The 18,481-nt window shown below is 40.1% G+C and carries 9 protein-coding genes; all 9 read left to right on the forward strand.

The window, feature by feature from the left end; genetic code table 11:
• The first annotated feature begins 54 nt into the window (after window positions 1-54).
• The 9 genes from Q2U82_RS05315 (at window position 55) to Q2U82_RS05355 (ending at window position 18,479) form a co-directional block, all read left to right on the forward strand.
• A complete protein-coding gene (locus tag Q2U82_RS05315; RefSeq protein ID WP_410006664.1) occupies window positions 55-1,119 on the forward strand; it encodes an isoaspartyl peptidase/L-asparaginase family protein in 1,065 nt (354 codons plus the stop codon).
• Complete coding sequence (locus Q2U82_RS05320) at window positions 1,120-1,419, forward strand: antibiotic biosynthesis monooxygenase family protein (protein WP_410006665.1); 300 nt, start codon at window positions 1,120-1,122, stop codon at window positions 1,417-1,419.
• Between the two features lie 202 nt (window positions 1,420-1,621).
• The gene (locus Q2U82_RS05325) at window positions 1,622-7,210 is read left to right on the forward strand and encodes an alpha-2-macroglobulin family protein (protein ID WP_410006666.1); all 5,589 of its coding nucleotides are present in this window, start codon (window positions 1,622-1,624) and stop codon (window positions 7,208-7,210) included.
• Between the two features lie 6 nt (window positions 7,211-7,216).
• The gene (gene pbpC / locus Q2U82_RS05330) at window positions 7,217-9,604 is read left to right on the forward strand and encodes a penicillin-binding protein 1C (RefSeq protein WP_410006667.1); all 2,388 of its coding nucleotides are present in this window, start codon (window positions 7,217-7,219) and stop codon (window positions 9,602-9,604) included.
• 91 nt (window positions 9,605-9,695) lie between these two features.
• Complete coding sequence (locus tag Q2U82_RS05335; RefSeq protein WP_410006668.1) at window positions 9,696-10,184, forward strand: GbsR/MarR family transcriptional regulator; 489 nt, start codon at window positions 9,696-9,698, stop codon at window positions 10,182-10,184.
• A gap of 11 nt (window positions 10,185-10,195) precedes the next feature.
• The gene (locus tag Q2U82_RS05340; RefSeq protein WP_410006669.1) at window positions 10,196-11,332 is read left to right on the forward strand and encodes an efflux RND transporter periplasmic adaptor subunit; all 1,137 of its coding nucleotides are present in this window, start codon (window positions 10,196-10,198) and stop codon (window positions 11,330-11,332) included.
• A 20-nt stretch (window positions 11,333-11,352) separates the two neighbouring features.
• Window positions 11,353-14,517 carry an efflux RND transporter permease subunit gene (locus Q2U82_RS05345; RefSeq protein WP_410006670.1) on the forward strand — a complete coding sequence of 1,055 codons (3,165 nt, stop codon included), beginning with the start codon at window positions 11,353-11,355 and terminating at the stop codon, window positions 14,515-14,517.
• Entirely contained in the window at window positions 14,504-15,898 is a 1,395-nt protein-coding gene (locus Q2U82_RS05350) for an efflux transporter outer membrane subunit (protein ID WP_410006671.1), read from the forward strand. Before Q2U82_RS05345 ends, Q2U82_RS05350 begins: the two co-directional genes overlap by 14 nt.
• A gap of 97 nt (window positions 15,899-15,995) precedes the next feature.
• Complete coding sequence (locus Q2U82_RS05355; protein WP_410006672.1) at window positions 15,996-18,479, forward strand: beta-mannosidase; 2,484 nt, start codon at window positions 15,996-15,998, stop codon at window positions 18,477-18,479.
• Window positions 18,480-18,481: the final 2 nt, after the last annotated feature.

Here is an 18,481-nt window from a genome sequence, read left to right on the forward strand (position 1 = left end):
TAGCATAAACATTATATTTTTGACGTATATTAGTATTAAATTAAAATAACAGACATGGTTAAAATTTTAACATATCTTATTGCATTATTTCTACTTATTGGATGTAAAAACAAAGAAAAATCTTCTTTTGAGAACATAAATACTTCCAAAAATTCAATCGAAAAAACAGAAAACTTTGGAATTGTCATCCATGGAGGTGCTGGAACAATTCTCAAAGAAAATATGAGTGATTCTTTGGAAGCGGCCTATAAAGCCAAACTTAAAGAAGCTATTTCCGCAGGTTATGAAATTTTAAAAAATGGCGGCACTTCTTTGGAAGCAGTTACACATACTATTAATGTTATGGAGGATTCGCCACTTTTCAATGCGGGAAAGGGTGCGGTATTTACACACGAAGGTTCCAACGAACTCGACGCGTCAATTATGGACGGTGCTACCTTGAATGCTGGAGCCGTAGCGGGAGTGAAACATATTAAAAACCCAATAGACTTAGCCAGAGATGTAATGCAGAAAAGCGAACATGTAATGCTTTATGGTGCTGGCGCGGAAGAATTTGCAAAAACATTGGGTTATAAATTGATGGATACTTCCTATTTCTACACCAAAAATAGATATGAGTCTTTGCAAAAGGTTTTGGAAAAGGAAAAAAGTAAAAATGAAAAGAAGGTTTCCTTTGAAGATTCTTATATAAAAAACTCAAAATTCGGAACCGTTGGTTGTGCAGCCTTGGACAAACACGGAAACCTCGCCGCCGGAACCTCAACGGGCGGAATGACCAACAAACGCTGGAACCGCATTGGCGATGCACCGATTATTGGCGCTGGAACCTATGCAAATAATACAACTTGCGCCGTTTCATCAACGGGTTGGGGAGAATATTTTATACGTTCCGTGGTTGCATATGATATTTCGGCATTGATGGAATATAAAGGAATGACTTTGCAGGAAGCTGCTTCAGAAGTTATCCAGGAAAAAGTCCCAGCCCTTGGTGGCGATGGTGGCATTGTTGCAATTGATAAGGATGGAAATGTAGCGATGGAATTCAACACTGCGGGCATGTATCGCGCCACGATGAATTCCGAAGGTGAATTAATTATTAAAATCTATAAAGAAGAATAAATGGAACCGTATTACGCTGTAATTTTCACCTCTGTTCAAACAGAAAATACCGAAGGTTATTCTGAAATGGCAGAATTGATGGAAAATCTTGCGAAAAAACAGACAGGATATTTGGGTATTGAAAGCGCACGAAATGAAGTTGGCATTACCGTAAGCTATTGGCAAAGCCTTGAAGGTATTAAAAACTGGAAAACAAATTTGGACCATTTAACTGCGCAAAAAAAAGGTAGAGAACAATGGTATTCCTATTATAAAGTGAGGGTTTGTAAGGTGGAAAGAGAGTATGAATTTGAGCGGTAACAAACGCTAAATTATTGCCAACCTGTTAATTATCTCCCAAATATTAAATTTTAAAATACGATTATAAAACAGTTATACGTTACAAATTTAACCTCCCCACCCATAGAACGTATTTAAGTAATTATTTCAAACAAAACGAATTGGTTTTTGCTTTGCAGCCCAATCATTTTGCCTTATTTTTAAATGCTTTTAACCATCGCTTATGAAAACCTCACTCAAGTTCCTATCTGTCCTTTTATTGCTATTCGTTTTTTCCTGCAAAGACAAAGACAAGCATTCCGAAACCGACAATCTTTTCAAGTTCAAGGAATACATTTCGTATAATACCTACGGTAACCAATCCATCACCACGGATATTCGTGTTGAACTTGCAAAACCGTTGGAGCAATTTGAGCTCACTCAGGAACTTGCTGCCGATGAATATTTAAAAATTTCTCCTGCTACGAAAGGTAAATTGGTTGTTGAAAACGGCAAAACGTTAATTTTTCAACCTTCCGAATATTTAAAGCCCGACACAGAATATACTGTAACGGTAAAACTGGATAAATTTTACGAAGACATTTCCAAAGAATTCAAAACCTATACTTTCAGCTTTCACACCATTAAGCCCAATTTTAAAGTAGATATTGGCAAACTTCAAAGCTACAGCAAGCAATGGCAATATGTTGAAGCTTCCGTTGAAACATCGGATGTAATTTCTTTGGAAAAAGCGAAACAATTGGTTTCGGCGTCGCAGGAAGGCAAAAAGTTAAAACTGAAATGGCCGTCAGAAGAAAAAGAGGCGCGCTATTTCAACTTTACCATCGACAGTATTTCAAGGAAAATTGACGATTCCGAAATTCTCATAAAATGGGACGGCAAACCGATCGGCGCGGAAAATAAAGGTGAAAATACCTTTGCAATTCCAGGCCAAAACAATTTTACAATCGTTGACATCAGCAGCACCTTGGCGCCAGCTGCACTTTTAAGTATCAATTTTTCCGATCCATTGCTGGAAAATCAGGATTTCGCTGGTTTGGTTACTATTGAAAATACTCAGGATTTGCGTTATGAAGTCAACGGAAATGTGTTAAACGTATATCCACCAAATCGCGTTGTGGGCAATGTAAAAGTCACTGTTTTCACGGGAATAAAAAACACTGAAGGCTTCGGATTAAAAAAGGAATTTTCAGAATTGGTTTCTTTCGAACAGTTGAAACCAGCCGTTCGGATGATTTCAAAAGGTGTAATTCTCCCGAATTCTGCTTCTACTCCAGTTTATTTTGAAGCTGTAAACCTTTCAAAAGTTGATGTCCGCGTTATTAAAATTTACGAAAACAACGTTTTGCAATTTCTTCAAAGTTATAATTTAAACGATAACAACACCTACGATATTAAACGCGTTGGACGCCGAATTGCCAAAAAAACCATCGAACTAAAAAATACCGATTTGGGCGATAACGGCAGTTGGAAAGCCTACGCCATCAACCTTTCGGAATATTTTAAAGCAGATCCCGGCGCCATTTATCAATTGGAGTTCAGCTTTAAAAAAGATTATATTACTTATGATTGTAGCGAAACCACTTCCGAAGAAATTTCAGATGAAAACGCTGAGGAAGGAGATGAATATTACGATGATTACTACGAAGAAGATCCCTATTACGCCAACGATTCATCCGAAGATGAAGAAATTCGTGAAGAACGCTATTGGGATAACGAAATTTACCGTTGGCGGAATTACACCTATAATTGGGAAGAGCAAGACAATCCCTGCCATCCCGCATATTATAACGAAGAGCGCGTAGTTACCGCAAATATTCTGGGCTCAGATTTGGGCTTGATTGTAAAAAAAGGAAACAACCGTTCGTACCACTTTATTGCCACAAATTTGATAACCGCAAAGCCGGAAGGTGGCGTAAAAGTGAAACTTTTCAACTATCAGCAGCAGCTTATTGAAACCGTAACCACAGAAAGCGATGGAATGACGCTTTATGATGGCACTAAAAATGCAGCTTTTGCAGTGGCACAGAAAGGAAATAATTTTGCCTACGTAAAACTGGAAGACGGAAATGCCCTTTCAATGAGTAATTTCGACATTTCTGGGAAGGAACTTCAAAAAGGATTAAAAGGTTATACTTATACTGAACGTGGCGTTTATCGTCCGGGAGATAGTATTCACTTGACTTTCGTGTTGAACGACAATGCAAATCTCCTTCCAAAAAATCATCCAGTTACTCTCTCAGTGACTGATGCACGAGGAAAACTTGTTTATCGCACGGTTCAGCAAACAAATTCTTCAAAAGATGGATTTTATTATTTCCCAATTAACACTGATGCTTCAGCACCAACGGGGAATTGGAACGCTACAGTAACCGTTGGTGGCGCACAATTTTCACACACTTTGAAGGTGGCGACAATTAAACCAAACCGTTTAAAAATTAAACTCGATTTTGAAGATGAAATTCTCGACGCCACAAAACCCGTAAAAGGAACGGCAAGCGCAATGTGGCTTCACGGTTCGCCTGCGCGCAATTTAAAAATTGATATGACCGCCACACTTCGTGCGAGCAATTCAGCTTTTCCGAAGTTTCCAAAATACAATTTCATCGACCCAATCCGAACTTTTTCCGAAGTGGAAATCCCTGTTTTGGATGTGCAACTTTCTTCGGAAGGCAGCACTTCTTTCAGCCAAAATCTGGAGGTTGGTAAAAACGCGCCCGGAATGTTGAAAGCCACATTTTTAACGAAAGTATATGAAGGCGGCGGCGATTTTTCAATGGATATTTTTTCAAAGGATTTGGCGCCGTTCTCACATTTTGTAGGTTTAAAATCGCCCGAAGCTGGGCGTTACGGTTCCTATTTTACGGATGAAAACACAACTTTTGACGTAGTTTCCGTGGATGCGCAGGGCAAAGCTGCGGCAAATCGCGAACTTGAAGTAAAAGTTTTCCAGATTGAATGGCGCTGGTGGTGGAATCGTGGTTCGGACAATCTTTCAACCTATGAAAATTCAACCGTGCACCGTCCCGTAAAAGATTTCACTGTAAAAACCGATGGCAGCGGAAAGGGAAAATTCACCGTAAATATTCCCGAAGAAGAAGGCGGCAGATATTTAATTCGCGTCATCGATAAACAATCCGGCCACGCAACCGGGCGCATAACGTATTTCTACAGGAATTGGTGGCAGCGCCCAAGTGACGGCGATGCTGAAAGTGCGCGCATGTTGCTCTTTTCAGCAGATAAGGAAAAATACAATGTGGGCGAGGAAGCGTTTATAACCTTTCCTTCGGGAAGCGATGGCCACGCGTTGATTAGCGTTGAAAACGGCACCGAGGTTTTGGCAACGCATTGGATTGAAACCAAAAAAGGCGAGACCAAAGCTGCGATAAAAATCACAAAGGAAATGGCGCCGAATATTTATGTAAATATTTCGCTGCTCCAACCGCACAGCCAAACGAAAAACGATTTGCCGATACGGCTTTACGGCGTTATTCCGCTTTCCGTGGAAGATCCTTCAACGGTGCTACATCCAAAAATCACGATGCCAAATGTGTTGAAACCTGAGGAAAATTTCACCGTAAAAGTTTCCGAGGAAAAAGGCAAACCAATGACTTATACTTTGGCGGTTGTTGATGAAGGTCTACTGGATTTAACACGCTTTGCAACGCCAGATATTCACGAAGCTTTTTACAGCCGGGAAGCTTTGGGAGTTAAGACTTTTGATATGTTTGATTATGTGATTGGCGCCTATTCCGGCAGTGTGGATAATATTTATGCAATCGGTGGTGGCGATGCGGCTTTGGGTGCAAAAAACAGAAAAGCGGATCGATTTAAACCTGTGGTAAAATACCTCGGCCCATTTGAACTCGCCGCTGGAAAAACCGCAACACACATTATTATGATACCGAATTATATCGGTTCCGTTCGTACGATGGTTATTGCGGGCGATAAAACTAAAAGTGCCTATGGAAGTGTTGACAAAACCACACCCGTCCGTACGCCTTTGATGGTGCTGGCCTCGCTTCCGCGGAAATTATCTCCGGGCGAAACAGTTACGCTTCCCGTAACCGTTTTTGCGATGGAAAACAAAGTGAAAACCGCCACGATTTCGGTAAAAACAGGTGATGCGCTGAAGCCGAAAAAAGGTGCTTCCAAAACGGTTACGTTCAGCGGACCGGGCGAGCAGATTGTGAATTTTGAATTCGAAGTACTTCCAACGAAGGAATTTCAAACCATTGAAGTAACCGCTTCCGGAAACGGAGAGAAAGCAAGCTACAAAGTGGAAATTGACGTGGAAAACCCGAACCCTATTTCGCAAAAATCCACAAATTATACTTTAGACGGAAATGCTTCGCAAACCATAAATTTCGAAACTTTTGGCGTTCCCGGAAGCAATGCCGCGATGCTTGAATTTTCAACTTTACCACCGATGGATTTTGGAAAACGAATGGAATATTTGATACATTATCCGTACGGATGCATTGAACAGACTACTTCTTCGGCATTTCCGCAGTTGTATTTGGCAGATGTTTTCGACATTACTTTTGATAAAAAGAAGGATATTGAGAAAAACGTAAAAGCAGCAATTGAGCGATTGGGCAGATTCCAAATCGCAAACGGCGGACTTGCATATTGGCCCGGAGAGCGCGAAGCTGACGAATGGGCGACCAACTATGCCGGTCATTTTATGCTGGAAGCGAAGCAAAAAGGATACGCTTTGCCAATCAGTTTTATGAGCAATTGGTTGCTATACCAGCAAAACACGGCGCGTCAATGGCGAAACAGTTATAAGGTTTATAATTCAAGTTTGACGCAGGCTTACAGACTTTATACCTTGGCATTGGCTGGAAAACCCGAGCTTGCAGCAATGAACCGTCTTCGTGAGAGCAAAGAATTGAGCAACGACGCAAAATGGCGACTTGCCGCAGCCTATGCTTTGGCTGGAAAGAAAGAAGTTGCACAACAAATTGCACAAACCGCAAACATCAATTTCGTTTCACAGAAATATGATTATTATACGTACGGTTCGCCTTTCAGAAATAGGGCGATGGCTTTGGAAACGTTGGTGCTTTTGGGAGATTCGAAACAACGTGATTTAGCGATTTCCGTAGCGAAAGATCTTTCTTCAGGAAATTGGTACAGCACGCAGGAAACTTCGTATGCCTTGATGGCGATGGCGAAAATGGTCGCCAAAAACGGTGGAAAGGCTATGGAGCTTACCTTTACAAATGGCGGGAAATCGGTTGAGGTGAAAACCGACCGAGCAATTGCGCAGCGCGATCTTTCTTTTGTAATGGGAAGCAATTCTGTTTCGGTGACCAATAAAAAAGGAAATGTGGTTTACGTTACGCTTTCGCAACGCGGGAAACTTCCGCTCGGAAAAGAACTCGCAGAACGACGCAATCTCTCCATAAAATCTGAATATTTGGGAGGTGATGGAAAACCAATTGACGTTACAAAATTGCGACAGGGAACTGAAATCATTGCAAAAGTGAGTGTTACCAACACTTCCAACAATTGGATAAACAACGTGGCTTTGGCAAAAATCTTCCCAAGCGGTTGGGAAATAGTAAACACCAGTTTTTCAGAATTGGGAGGTGGTGCCAGTGGAAACGCACGTTATACGGACATTCGCGATGACAGGGTGAATTTCTTTTTTGATTTAAACGCAGGTGAGACCAAAACTTTCAGCGTAAAATTGAACGCTTCCTATTTGGGTACGTATTATTTGCCGGGAACGCAGGTTGAAGCTATGTATGACAACTCGTATTACGCGCGAAATAAAGGGATGTGGGTAACGATTGAGCAGTAAAATCTTTTGAAATTTGACAAATCTGAAATAAAGAAAAGAATCAGCAGGCACAAAATAAAACTCAGTGTCCTGCTGATTTTATTTTTGGTTTGGCTTTTCTGTCTTCCGTCACCATTATTCAACGTTCCCACCGCAACCGTTGCCGAAAGCAGCAGCGGACAAATGCTGGGCGCACGAATTGCAGATGATGGGCAGTGGCGGTTTCCGCAAATGGATTCCGTGCCGGATCGGTTTGAAAAATGTATTCTTTATTTTGAGGATGAGCATTTTTACCGGCATCCCGGTTTCAATCCGATTTCCATTTCAAAAGCACTTTGGAATAATCTTACCAGCGATTTCCGCCGAGGTGGGAGTACGATTACGCAACAGGTTATTCGGCTTTCCCGACAAAATAAAGGACGAACCTATTTCGAAAAAATTATTGAGATTTTTCAAGCCACACGTTTGGAAGCGGGTTACAAAAAGAAATCAATTTTGAATTTATACGCTTCGTATGCGCCTTTCGGTGGAAATGTGGTTGGGTTGGAAACCGCTTCGTGGCGCTATTTTGGAATTCCGGCAAGTGACTTGAGTTGGGGACAATCGGCAGCTTTGGCCGTGCTTCCCAATGCTCCCGCCCTTATTTTCCCCGGAAAGAATGAAGAAATTTTAAAACAAAAAAGAGATGCGCTATTGCTGAAACTTTTTCAAAATGAAGTGATTGATGAAACAACCTATCAATTGGCTTTGGATGAAAAATTGCCGGGAAAACCTTTGCCATTACCCGAATTTGCACCTCATTTAACTGAAAAAATAAGAAAGGAACATCACGGAAAACGCATTGAAACCACGATTGATTTTTCGCTTCAACAAAAAGTGAACAATATTGTAAAAGAGCAACATTATATGTTGGCGCAAAACCAAATCAATAATCTTGCGGTGTTGGTTTTGGATGTAAACACCCGCGAGGTTTTGGCGTATGTAGGCAATTCTCCAACAAATCTGGAACACAATAATTTTGTGGATATAATTGAAAAGCCCCGAAGCACGGGGAGTATTATGAAACCATTTTTATTCACTTCATTATTGGATGCTGGCGAAATTCTTCCGAATACGTTGGTGGCGGATATTCCAACGACCGTAAATGGTTACACGCCTGAAAATTTCGATAAAAAATTCAATGGAGCAGTTCCGGCAAGTGTCGCGCTATCGCGTTCTCTGAACATACCTGCGGTGCGGATGTTGCGGGATTTTGGGTTTCAGCGGTTTTATAATGTTTTAAAAAAGACCAATCAAAAAGCAATCGATAAACCTGCGGATTATTACGGCTTATCGTTAATTCTCGGTGGCGCGGAGAGCAGTTTATGGGATATTACAAAGGCTTATGCCGGAATGGCTTCCACCTTAAATTTTTTCAACAACTCTTCAAGTGAATACCGAAAAAATGAATTTGTGGAACCTGTTTATGTGAAAGATTACGAAGAAATATCCTTCGGGGAAATTCAGCAAAAACCTTCCGTTTGGAATGCTGGAGCTATTTACGAAACCTTTGAAGCGATGGAAAAAGTAAATCGTCCAAGCGGTGAGGAAAACTGGGAATTTTTCACGAGCAGTCAACCGTTAGCTTGGAAAACGGGAACGAGTTATGGTTTTAAAGATGCGTGGGCCGTTGGCGTTACGCCAAAATACGCAATCGGTGTATGGGTTGGAAACGCTGATGGTGAAGGTCGTCCGGGCTTAACAGGGATTCAAGCTGCCGCACCAGTTTTGTTTGATGTATTAAATGTTTTGCCACAAAGTGGGTGGTTTAAAATTCCGTATGATGAATTGGTTGAGGTTGAAATCTGTACCAAAAGCGGCCATCTTGCTGGACTTTTTTGCGAGGAAACAAAAATGGAATGGATTCCAAAAAACGGAACACGAACCGAAGCTTGTCCGTACCATCAAACTGTATTTCTATCCCGAGGCGTCGGGACGGAAAATTTTCGGGTTAATTCTTCATGTTATCCACTTTCGGAAATGGTTCAAAAGAACTGGTTCGTGCTGCCGCCGGTGATGGAATATTATTACGCACAACTTCACCCGGAATACAAAATCCTGCCTCCCTTTGCGCCCAATTGCTTGCAAGAAGGCGAAAAGTTGATGGCTTTTATATACCCGAAGAAAAATGAAACCGTTCTTCTTCCAAAGAATTTTGATGAAAATGTAAACGAAGTCATTTTCAAGTTGGCCCATCGTTCGCCCGAAACCACTGTTTTTTGGTATTTGGATTCAAAATATATCGGCAAGACCGAAACCTTTCACGAATTGGCCATTTCACCAAAACCGGGAACATATTTATTGACCACGGTAGATCAGGACGGCAATGAACTTCGTGAGCAAATTGAAATAAAATCCGCTTCAGAAAACCCTTAAAAATTATTTAACAAAACATTAATACTGATTGGTTCGGAATATTACGAACCAAGCGTACTTTTGCATCTTCATTTTAAATCATAAGTATATTTTGACTAAAAAAGAAAGCTTAATTGAGAAATTGGGAGTTCACATTGAGAGCAAGGATCAACTTGCTCCTCTGGCAGCGCGAATTCTTGCAACCTTGGTTTTAAGTGGAAAAAAAGGAAGCACTTTTGAATCTTTGGTATGTGAACTCAGCGCCAGTAAAAGTACAATTTCAACACATTTAACCACTTTGCAGGCCGCAAACCGAATTACCTATCACACAAAATGTGGTGATAGAAAAAAGTATTTCACACTTGTTCCAGATGTGATGATAAATTCCATGAATGAAATGCTCAAAAACTGGAAAAATGAACGCGATCTGCATCTTGAAATAATGGAATATAAAAAGGAAATAAATGCAGAACTTCCTGAGGATTGTTCAGAAATTTTCGACTTGGAATTACATAAAGATTATTTGGAATTCCTTGCACAAGCAAGTGCTTCCATGGAAAAAATTCAAAAAAAGCTTACTGAAAAACATAAAAACGACTAATTAAATCAACAATGAAAAAGAAAAATTTTATTCATTCACTTCCCATAGCTTTAGGCATTCTGCTATTGTTTTCTTCTTGTGGTGACGACAAAAGTGCACAACAGGCCCAAATGGCACAACAAGCCCCAACTTTACCGGTTGTATCAATTCCAACGAAAACTGTTACAGCGTTTACAACCTATCCCGCAAGTATTGAAGGGATTGTGAACAGTCAGGTAAATGCAAAAATTTCAGGATATATTACTGATGTTTTGGTTGATGAAGGTCAAAAAGTAAGAAAGGGACAAACGTTATTTAGACTGGAGACCCAAACTTTGAGCCAAGATGCCGCTGCCGCTCGCGCCAATGTAAATGCTGCACAGGTTGAGGTTGATAAACTGAAGCCTTTGGTTGAAAAAAACATTATCAGTAATGTGCAACTTGAAACTGCCAAAGCAAAACTCCAACAAGCAAAAAGTGGCTATAACAGCATTGCGGCAAATATAGATTACGGAAACATTAAAAGCCCAGTTGATGGTTATGTGGGTTCCATAAATCTTCGGAAAGGTGCGTTGGTGAGTCCATCATCACAAGTCCCTATGACGACTGTTTCAGACATTAGCAAAGTGTATGCTTATTTCTCAATGAATGAAAAGGAATATTTGGATTTTATTCAAAATGCGGAAGGAAAGGATATTGAGGAAAAAATAAAAAAACTTCCGAAAGTGCAATTGTTATTGGCAAACGGAAGCCTTTACGAAGAAGAAGGAACCATTGAAACCATTAATTCACAAATAAATGCGAATACGGGTTCTATTTCTTTCAGAGCTGTTTTTGATAATCCTTCAAGAATCTTAACAAACGGTAACAGCGGAAAAATAAAAGTTCCAAAAGTTTATACCGATGCTGTAGTTGTTCCGCAGGAAGCTACCTATGAGCAACAGGGCAGTATTTATGTGTATAAAGTTGGTGAAGATGGTATGGCTACTTCAACAAAAATTGAGACAACGGCAGAAGTTGGAAACCTTTACGTGGTAGCTTCCGGCTTGCAGAAAGGCGATAAAATTGTTGCAAAAGGTGCAAACAAACTACGTGGAAATTCCAAAATAAATCCACAGGAAATGCCTTTTGACAGCATTGCCAAACCTATTGAAAAAGTTTTCAGATAACCGTTTAAGAAAAACCAATCATGTTAAAAACATTTATAGACAGACCCGTACTCTCTACGGTTATCTCGATAATTATTGTGATTTTGGGAATTTTGGGGCTTTCCAATTTGCCCATTACCCAATACCCCGATATTGCCCCGCCGACCATTCAGGTGAATGCAACGTATCCAGGGGCGAACGCCGAAACCATTCTTGAAAGCGTTATTATTCCGTTGGAAGAGCAGATAAACGGAGTGGAAGGAATGACCTATTTAACCTCTACCTCCACCAACAACGGAACGGCTTCCATTAGTGTATTTTTTGATCAGGATGTAGATCCGGACATTGCCGCTGTAAACGTTCAAAACCGCGTGGCACGTGCAAATTCATTGTTGCCGCAAGCTGTAATTCAAACTGGGGTTACAACTTCAAAACAGCAAACCAGTGCGTTGATGTTTCTTTCGTTTTACAGTACGAACAAAGATTATGACGACACTTTTCTTCAGAATTATTTAAAGATAAACGTAATTCCCGAATTACAAAGGGTAAATGGTGTTGGTGACGTGAGTGTATTCGGAGGAAAAGATTACTCCATGCGCATTTGGCTAAATCCTCAAAAACTTGCAGCCTATAGCTTGATGCCTTCAGACGTTGTGGCGGCTTTAAAAGAACAGAGTTTGGAAGCCGCAGCAGGTTCTTTGGGTGAAAATAATGGCGAAGCCTTTTCATATACCATTAAATATCCCGGCCGTTACAAAACTGAGCAGCAATACAGTGACATTGTGATTAAGGCTTTGGGAAATGGCGAATTTTTAAGATTGAGCGATGTTGCACAAATAGAACTTGGCGCACAATCTTATGCAGGTGGATCTGTTACCAATGGAAATCCTGCGGTAAATATGGGTATTTTTCAAACGAAAGGTTCAAATGCACAGGAAATTATTGATGCCATAAAAGAAGAATTAAAGAATGTAGAGCGTGATTTACCAGAGGGGATTACCTATTATATTCCTTATGACACGAACAATTTCTTAAATGCTTCTATTGAAAAAGTGGTAAGCACTTTGGTTGAAGCCTTTCTCTTGGTTTTCCTTGTTGTATTTATATTTTTACAGGATTTTCGTTCCACTTTAATTCCTGCAATTGCGGTTCCTGTATCTATTATTGGAACATTTTTCTTCCTGAACTTATTTGGATATTCTATCAACTTATTGACGCTTTTCGCTTTGGTATTGGCAATTGGTATTGTGGTTGATGACGCTATTGTAGTCGTCGAGGCAGTCCATTCAAAGATTGACGAAGGAGAGAAAAGCCCGAAAAAGGCATCGCTTAAAGCCATGCACGAAATCTCTGGAGCTATTGTTTCCATTACCTTGGTGATGTCCGCAGTGTTTATTCCCGTAACTTTTATAAAAGGGCCTACGGGAGTATTTTACGAACAATTTGGGGTTACGCTTATTGTTGCAATTATTATTTCTGCAATTAACGCTTTGACTTTAACTCCTGCGCTGAGTGCACTTTTCTTAAAAGGTCATGATGAAAAACAGAACAGTAAAAAACCAGGTTTTATTCAGAAATTCTTTAATGGTTTTAACCGAGGTTTTAAAGCTACAGTAAACCGTTATGGAAGATCGGTTCATTTCCTATACAGACATAAATGGATTACTGGAGTTATTTTGCTTTTGGCAGTTTTGGGAATTTGGTGGTCATCCGCAACTTTGAAAACAGGCTTTGTTCCCGATGAAGACCGTGGAATTATCTTTATGAACGTTGAACTTCCAGCTGGTTCGTCCATTGATAGAACGCACGAGGTAAACCAAATTCTTTACTCAAAAATTAAAAATCTGCCAGGCGTTCAAGGGGCATCTGTAATTGACGGTCGAAGTTTGATCAGCGGTGCGGGAAGCAACTACGGACTTGGATTTATTAGGCTTGACGACTGGAAAGACAGAAAAGATGAATCGCTTTCCGTACAAGCAATAACGGGGCAACTTTTCGGAATTGCCGCACAAATTCCAGATGCCCAAATTATATTTTTCTCGCCACCAAGTATTCCCGGTTTCGGAAACTCGGCTGGAGCCGAAGTGAATCTTTTGGATCGTTCCGGCGGAAGCTTTACAGATTTGGACCAAACCAATCAGGAATTTATTGCAAAATTGAGCCAGCGGCCTGAAATTCAATATGCGCAATCATCCTTCAACACGCGTTATCCGCAATATGAAATGACGCTAAATGTGCCTTTGGCAAAAGAAGTGGGGGTTTCGGTTCAAACTATTTTCAATACCCTTCAAGGTTATATAGGAAGTATTTTCGCAGCAGATTTTTCCCGCTTCGGAAAACAATATCGCGTGTATGTTCAAGCATTGCCGGAAGACAGGGCAAGCGAAAACGATTTGAACAATATTTATGTGCGCACTGCCAGTGGTGAAATGACACCAATTACCCAATTCGTTACGCTGAAACGGGTTTATGGGCCACAATCGGTTACGCGTTTCAATTTGTTCAATTCCACAAAAGTTACTGCTGCACCAGCACCGGGCTATAGCTCGGGTGATGTTATTGCCGCTGTTGAAGACGTGAGCAAAACTTTGCCGAGCAATTTTGATATCGCTTACTCAGGTTTAACCTTGGAAGAAAAAAGCGCAGGCAACCAAACAACGATGATTTTCATTTTGTCATTGGTATTCGTTTACTTTTTGCTCGCAGCTCAATATGAAAGCTATTTATTGCCGTTTTCGGTTCTATTTTCATTGCCGGTTGGGGTTTTTGGAGCCTATATTTCAACACAGTTTATGGGCTTGCAAAACAATATCTACTTTCAGATTGCGCTCATAATGCTTATAGGGTTGCTCGCGAAAAACGCAATTCTTATAGTTGAATTTGCCCTACAGCGAAGAAGACACGGCGAATCTATTTTGGATGCTGCCATTGACGGTGCCGAAGCGCGATTGCGACCAATTTTGATGACTTCCTTCGCCTTTATATTTGGATTGATGCCGTTAGTGCTTTCAAACGGGGTTGGGGCCGCAGGGAATCGTTCCATTGGTACCGGAGCCGTTGGTGGTTTATTGATAGGAACAATTTTAGGGGTTTTTGTAATTCCCATTTTGTTCATCCTTTTCCAGTGGTTACAGGAAAAAATTACGGGTGCACCGACTGAAAAATTAGAAACTATTGAAGAAAACACTTCTCATGAAAAAGAATAGCATATATAAAATATTGATATTGGCAAGCTTGCCATTTCTGCTGGTTTCCTGCTTCGCCGCAAAAGATTATGAACGGCCACAAGTTGTAAATGAAGCAAATTACCGAACTGAAAATCTTCCGCAGGATACGTTGAGCATTGCAACCCTTTCGTGGAAGGAATTATTTACAGACCCGACACTACAAGGTTATATTGAAGAAGGCTTAAAAAACAATATGGATATTCGGGTGGCGCTTCAGCAAATACGTATAGCCGAAGCGTATGTAAAACAGGGCAAGGCGGGCTATTTTCCTTCCTTGAATGGAAATGCCAAATACACTCATCAGGAATTGCCGGCCCAAAACCAGTTTGGCGATATTTCTTCAATCAGTCAATACGAGTTGAGCGCTAGCCTTTCTTGGGAAGCTGATATTTGGGGGAAAATCCGCAGTAATGAAAGGGCTTTTCAAGCTTCATACCTTCAAACTGTTGCGGCACACCAAGCCGTAAAAAGTAGGTTGATTGCAAATATTGCATCGGTTTATTACCAATTGTTGGCATTGGATGAACAAATTCGTGTTACCGAGGAAACCATCGAAACGCGTTCAAAAGGTTTGGAAACAACCCAAGCTTTAAAGGAGGCCGGAAACGTTACCGAAGTAGGCGTAAAACAAACGGAAGCGCAGCTTTATACCGCTCAAGGAATTTTAATCGATTTAAAAAACCAAGCCCGCCTGTTGGAAAATACAATGTCTATTTTATTGGGAAGCGCTCCGCACGAAATAACCCGTGGAAGCTTGGAAAATCAAGACATCGAAATACCTTTAAACACGGGAATTCCATCTCAATTGCTTAGAAATAGACCCGATGTTATGGCCGCAGAATATAGTTTGATGAATGCTTTCGAACTTACAAATGCTGCGCGCGCAAGTTTCTATCCCTCATTGACGCTTTCGGCGACGGGAGGTTTTCAGAATATTGAGATTGATAAACTTTTCAATGCCAATTCGCTATTTGCAACAATTATTGGAGGATTGACGCAGCCTATTTTCAACAAACGTCAAATCCGCACGCAGTATGAAGTTTCCCAAGCAAGGCAGGAACAGGCCTATTTGGATTTTAGATTGGCTGTTATCACTGCCAGTAAAGAAGTTTCGGATGCGCTTTATAATTATGAGTCTGCAACCGAAAAAATTGAGGTAAACCAAAAGGAATTTGAGGCTTATAATTTGGCGACAGGCTATTCCGAAGAACTTTTGGACAACGGTTTTGCAAACTATTTGGAAGTTTTGAACGCGCAGGAAAATGCGCTTAATTCAAGCTTAAACCTTATAAACACAAAGAATAACCAGCTTCAGGCCATCGTGGATTTATACGAAGCCTTGGGCGGAGGTTGGCAATAGTTTTTTCATATTTTTTATTGTTGATTGTAAATCTGTCTTGAATTTTTTCAAGGCAGATTTTTTTATATCCTATTTCGAAAACAGCTATTTTAGTGCAATGGGAAAATTTCACTTCATCATTTTTTTACTTGTTTTCGCCTTTATTTCCTGTGAAGAAGTTCCAAATGAAACTATTTCGTTGAATGGCGATTGGCAGTTTTCTGAAGATGGAAAAAATGATTGGAAAACTGCGGAAGTTCCCGGAACTGTACAAGCAGATTTGCTGCGATTGGGAGAAATACCAGACCCCTTTTTAAAAAAAAACGAAGACTCCATTCAGTGGATTTCTGAAAGAAATTGGCAGTATAAAAAGCAATTTTCGGTATCCGAAGAAATCTTAAAAAGAACGAAACATTTTTTGAATTTTGAAGGTTTGGATACATATGCCAAAGTTTTTCTCAATGACAGTTTAATTCTCTCCGCAAACAATGCTTTCCGAAGCTGGGAAGTCGATATTAGCGATGCATTAAAACCCGAAAACGAACTTTTGATAATTTTTAAAAGCCCAGATTCCATCGAAAAAAGTGAAGCTGAAAAGTTAGATTACGAGCTTCCCGGCGGAAGTCGTGTTTTCACCAGAAAGCCGCAATATCAATACGGTTGGGACTGGGCGCCTAAAATTAAAACCATCGGAATTTGGAAAAATATTTCATTAATAAATTACAATGTTGCGCGACTAAAAGATGTTTTTCTTGAAACAAAATCCATTTCAGATTCACTTGCTGAAATCGTTGCAAAATTTGAAATTGAAACGGTAAAAGAAGAAGAAATCACGCTAAAAATTACCAATAAAAACACTTCCGAAACTTTTTCTTCAAACTTTAAAACCAAAGCGGGTGAAAGTGAATATCAAATACCTTTCAACATCAAAACCCCAAAACTTTGGTGGACGTATAATTTGGGCGAACCATATATGTATGACATTCAAGTTGAATTGATTCACAATAAAAATGTTTTGGAAACACATTCCAAAAAAATCGGAGTTCGTTCTATAAAATTGATTACAGAAAAAGATTCCATCGGCGAAAGCTTTTATTTCAAGTTAAACGGAAAACCTGTTTATATGAAGGGAGCCAACTATGTTCCCCAACAAATATTTGAAACAAAATTAGACCAAGAAAAATACACAAAACTTATTGATGACGCGGTTTCGGCAAATATGAATATGCTGCGCGTTTGGGGCGGTGGAATTTATGAGGACAACTATTTTTACCAGCTTTGCGACGCAAAAGGAATTCTTGTTTGGCAGGATTTTATGTTTGCCTGCACTATGTATCCGGGCGATGCCGAATTTTTGGAAAACGCAAAACAAGAAGCTATTGAAAATATAAAACGTTTGCGCGGCCATCCAAGTTTGGCGCTTTGGTGCGGCAATAACGAAAACAGCGAAGGCTGGCAGCGTTGGGGCTGGCAGGACGGTAAAACCGAAGCACAAAAGCAGGAAATGTGGAAAAATTATTACGCCGTTTTCAACCATATTTTACCGCGAGCGGTGGACAGTTTAAGTCCGAATATGAATTATTGGGAAAGCTCTCCAAAATATGGCCGAGGCGACAAACGCTACCAATTTGAAGGCGATGCGCACGATTGGTGGGTTTGGCACGATGGCTATCCTTTTGAGCATTTTGAAGAGGAAGTTCCACGATTTATGAGCGAGTTTGGATTTCAGTCTTTTCCCAGTGTTGAAACTATAAAATATGCTACGGAAAGAGATTCTGTTCTATTTAATGACCCGCTTTTTGCAAACCACCAAAAACATGCACGCGGATTTGAGATTATTGAAGATTATATGGCGCGCGATTTTCCCGTTCCTCAAAACGATGACGATTACGTTTATATGAGCCAACTTCTGCAAGCCTATGGAATTTCCAAAGGAATCCATGCCCAGCGCCGCGCGAAACCGTACAATATGGGAACGCTTTATTGGCAGTTGAACGATTGCTGGCCAGCGGTTTCGTGGTCAAGTATTGATTATTTGGGCAATTGGAAAGCATTGCATTATAGCGCAAAAAAAGCTTTTGATAACATTTTGATTTCCGTGGAAGAAAAAAACGACACGCTAAATATTTTTGTTGTTAATGATAGTTTTAAAAACATTAAGGATTCCCTTTCTGTGAAATTGATGGATTTTGATGGAACTGTATTTTTTGAAAAGCAGATTAATGCAGAAAGTCCCGAAAATAGTAGTAAAATCATGTTTTCGCTTCCGTTGGAAACTTTACAATTTCACAGAAAATCTTGTGTTTTAAAAATCAGTTTCGGAAAAAGTGAATTTTTGCATTATTTCGTAAAACCCAAGGATTTGAAGTTGAGCAAAAGTGAAATCGAAATCAAATCTGAAAAGGTGAAAGATGGATTTATGATTACGCTTTTCTCAAAAACACTTCAGAAAAATGTATTTTTAATTGCCAATGAAAAAGGAACTTTTGGAGATAATTATTTTGATCTTTTGCCGAATGAGCCTAAAACAATTCTTTTTTCAACCGAAAGCAAATCACCGCCAAAACTGGAATATAAAACCTTAAATCAATTCATAAAATAACG

The sequence above is a fragment of the Aequorivita nionensis genome (assembly GCF_046352995.1).
Lineage (GTDB): Bacteria > Bacteroidota > Bacteroidia > Flavobacteriales > Flavobacteriaceae > Aequorivita > Aequorivita nionensis.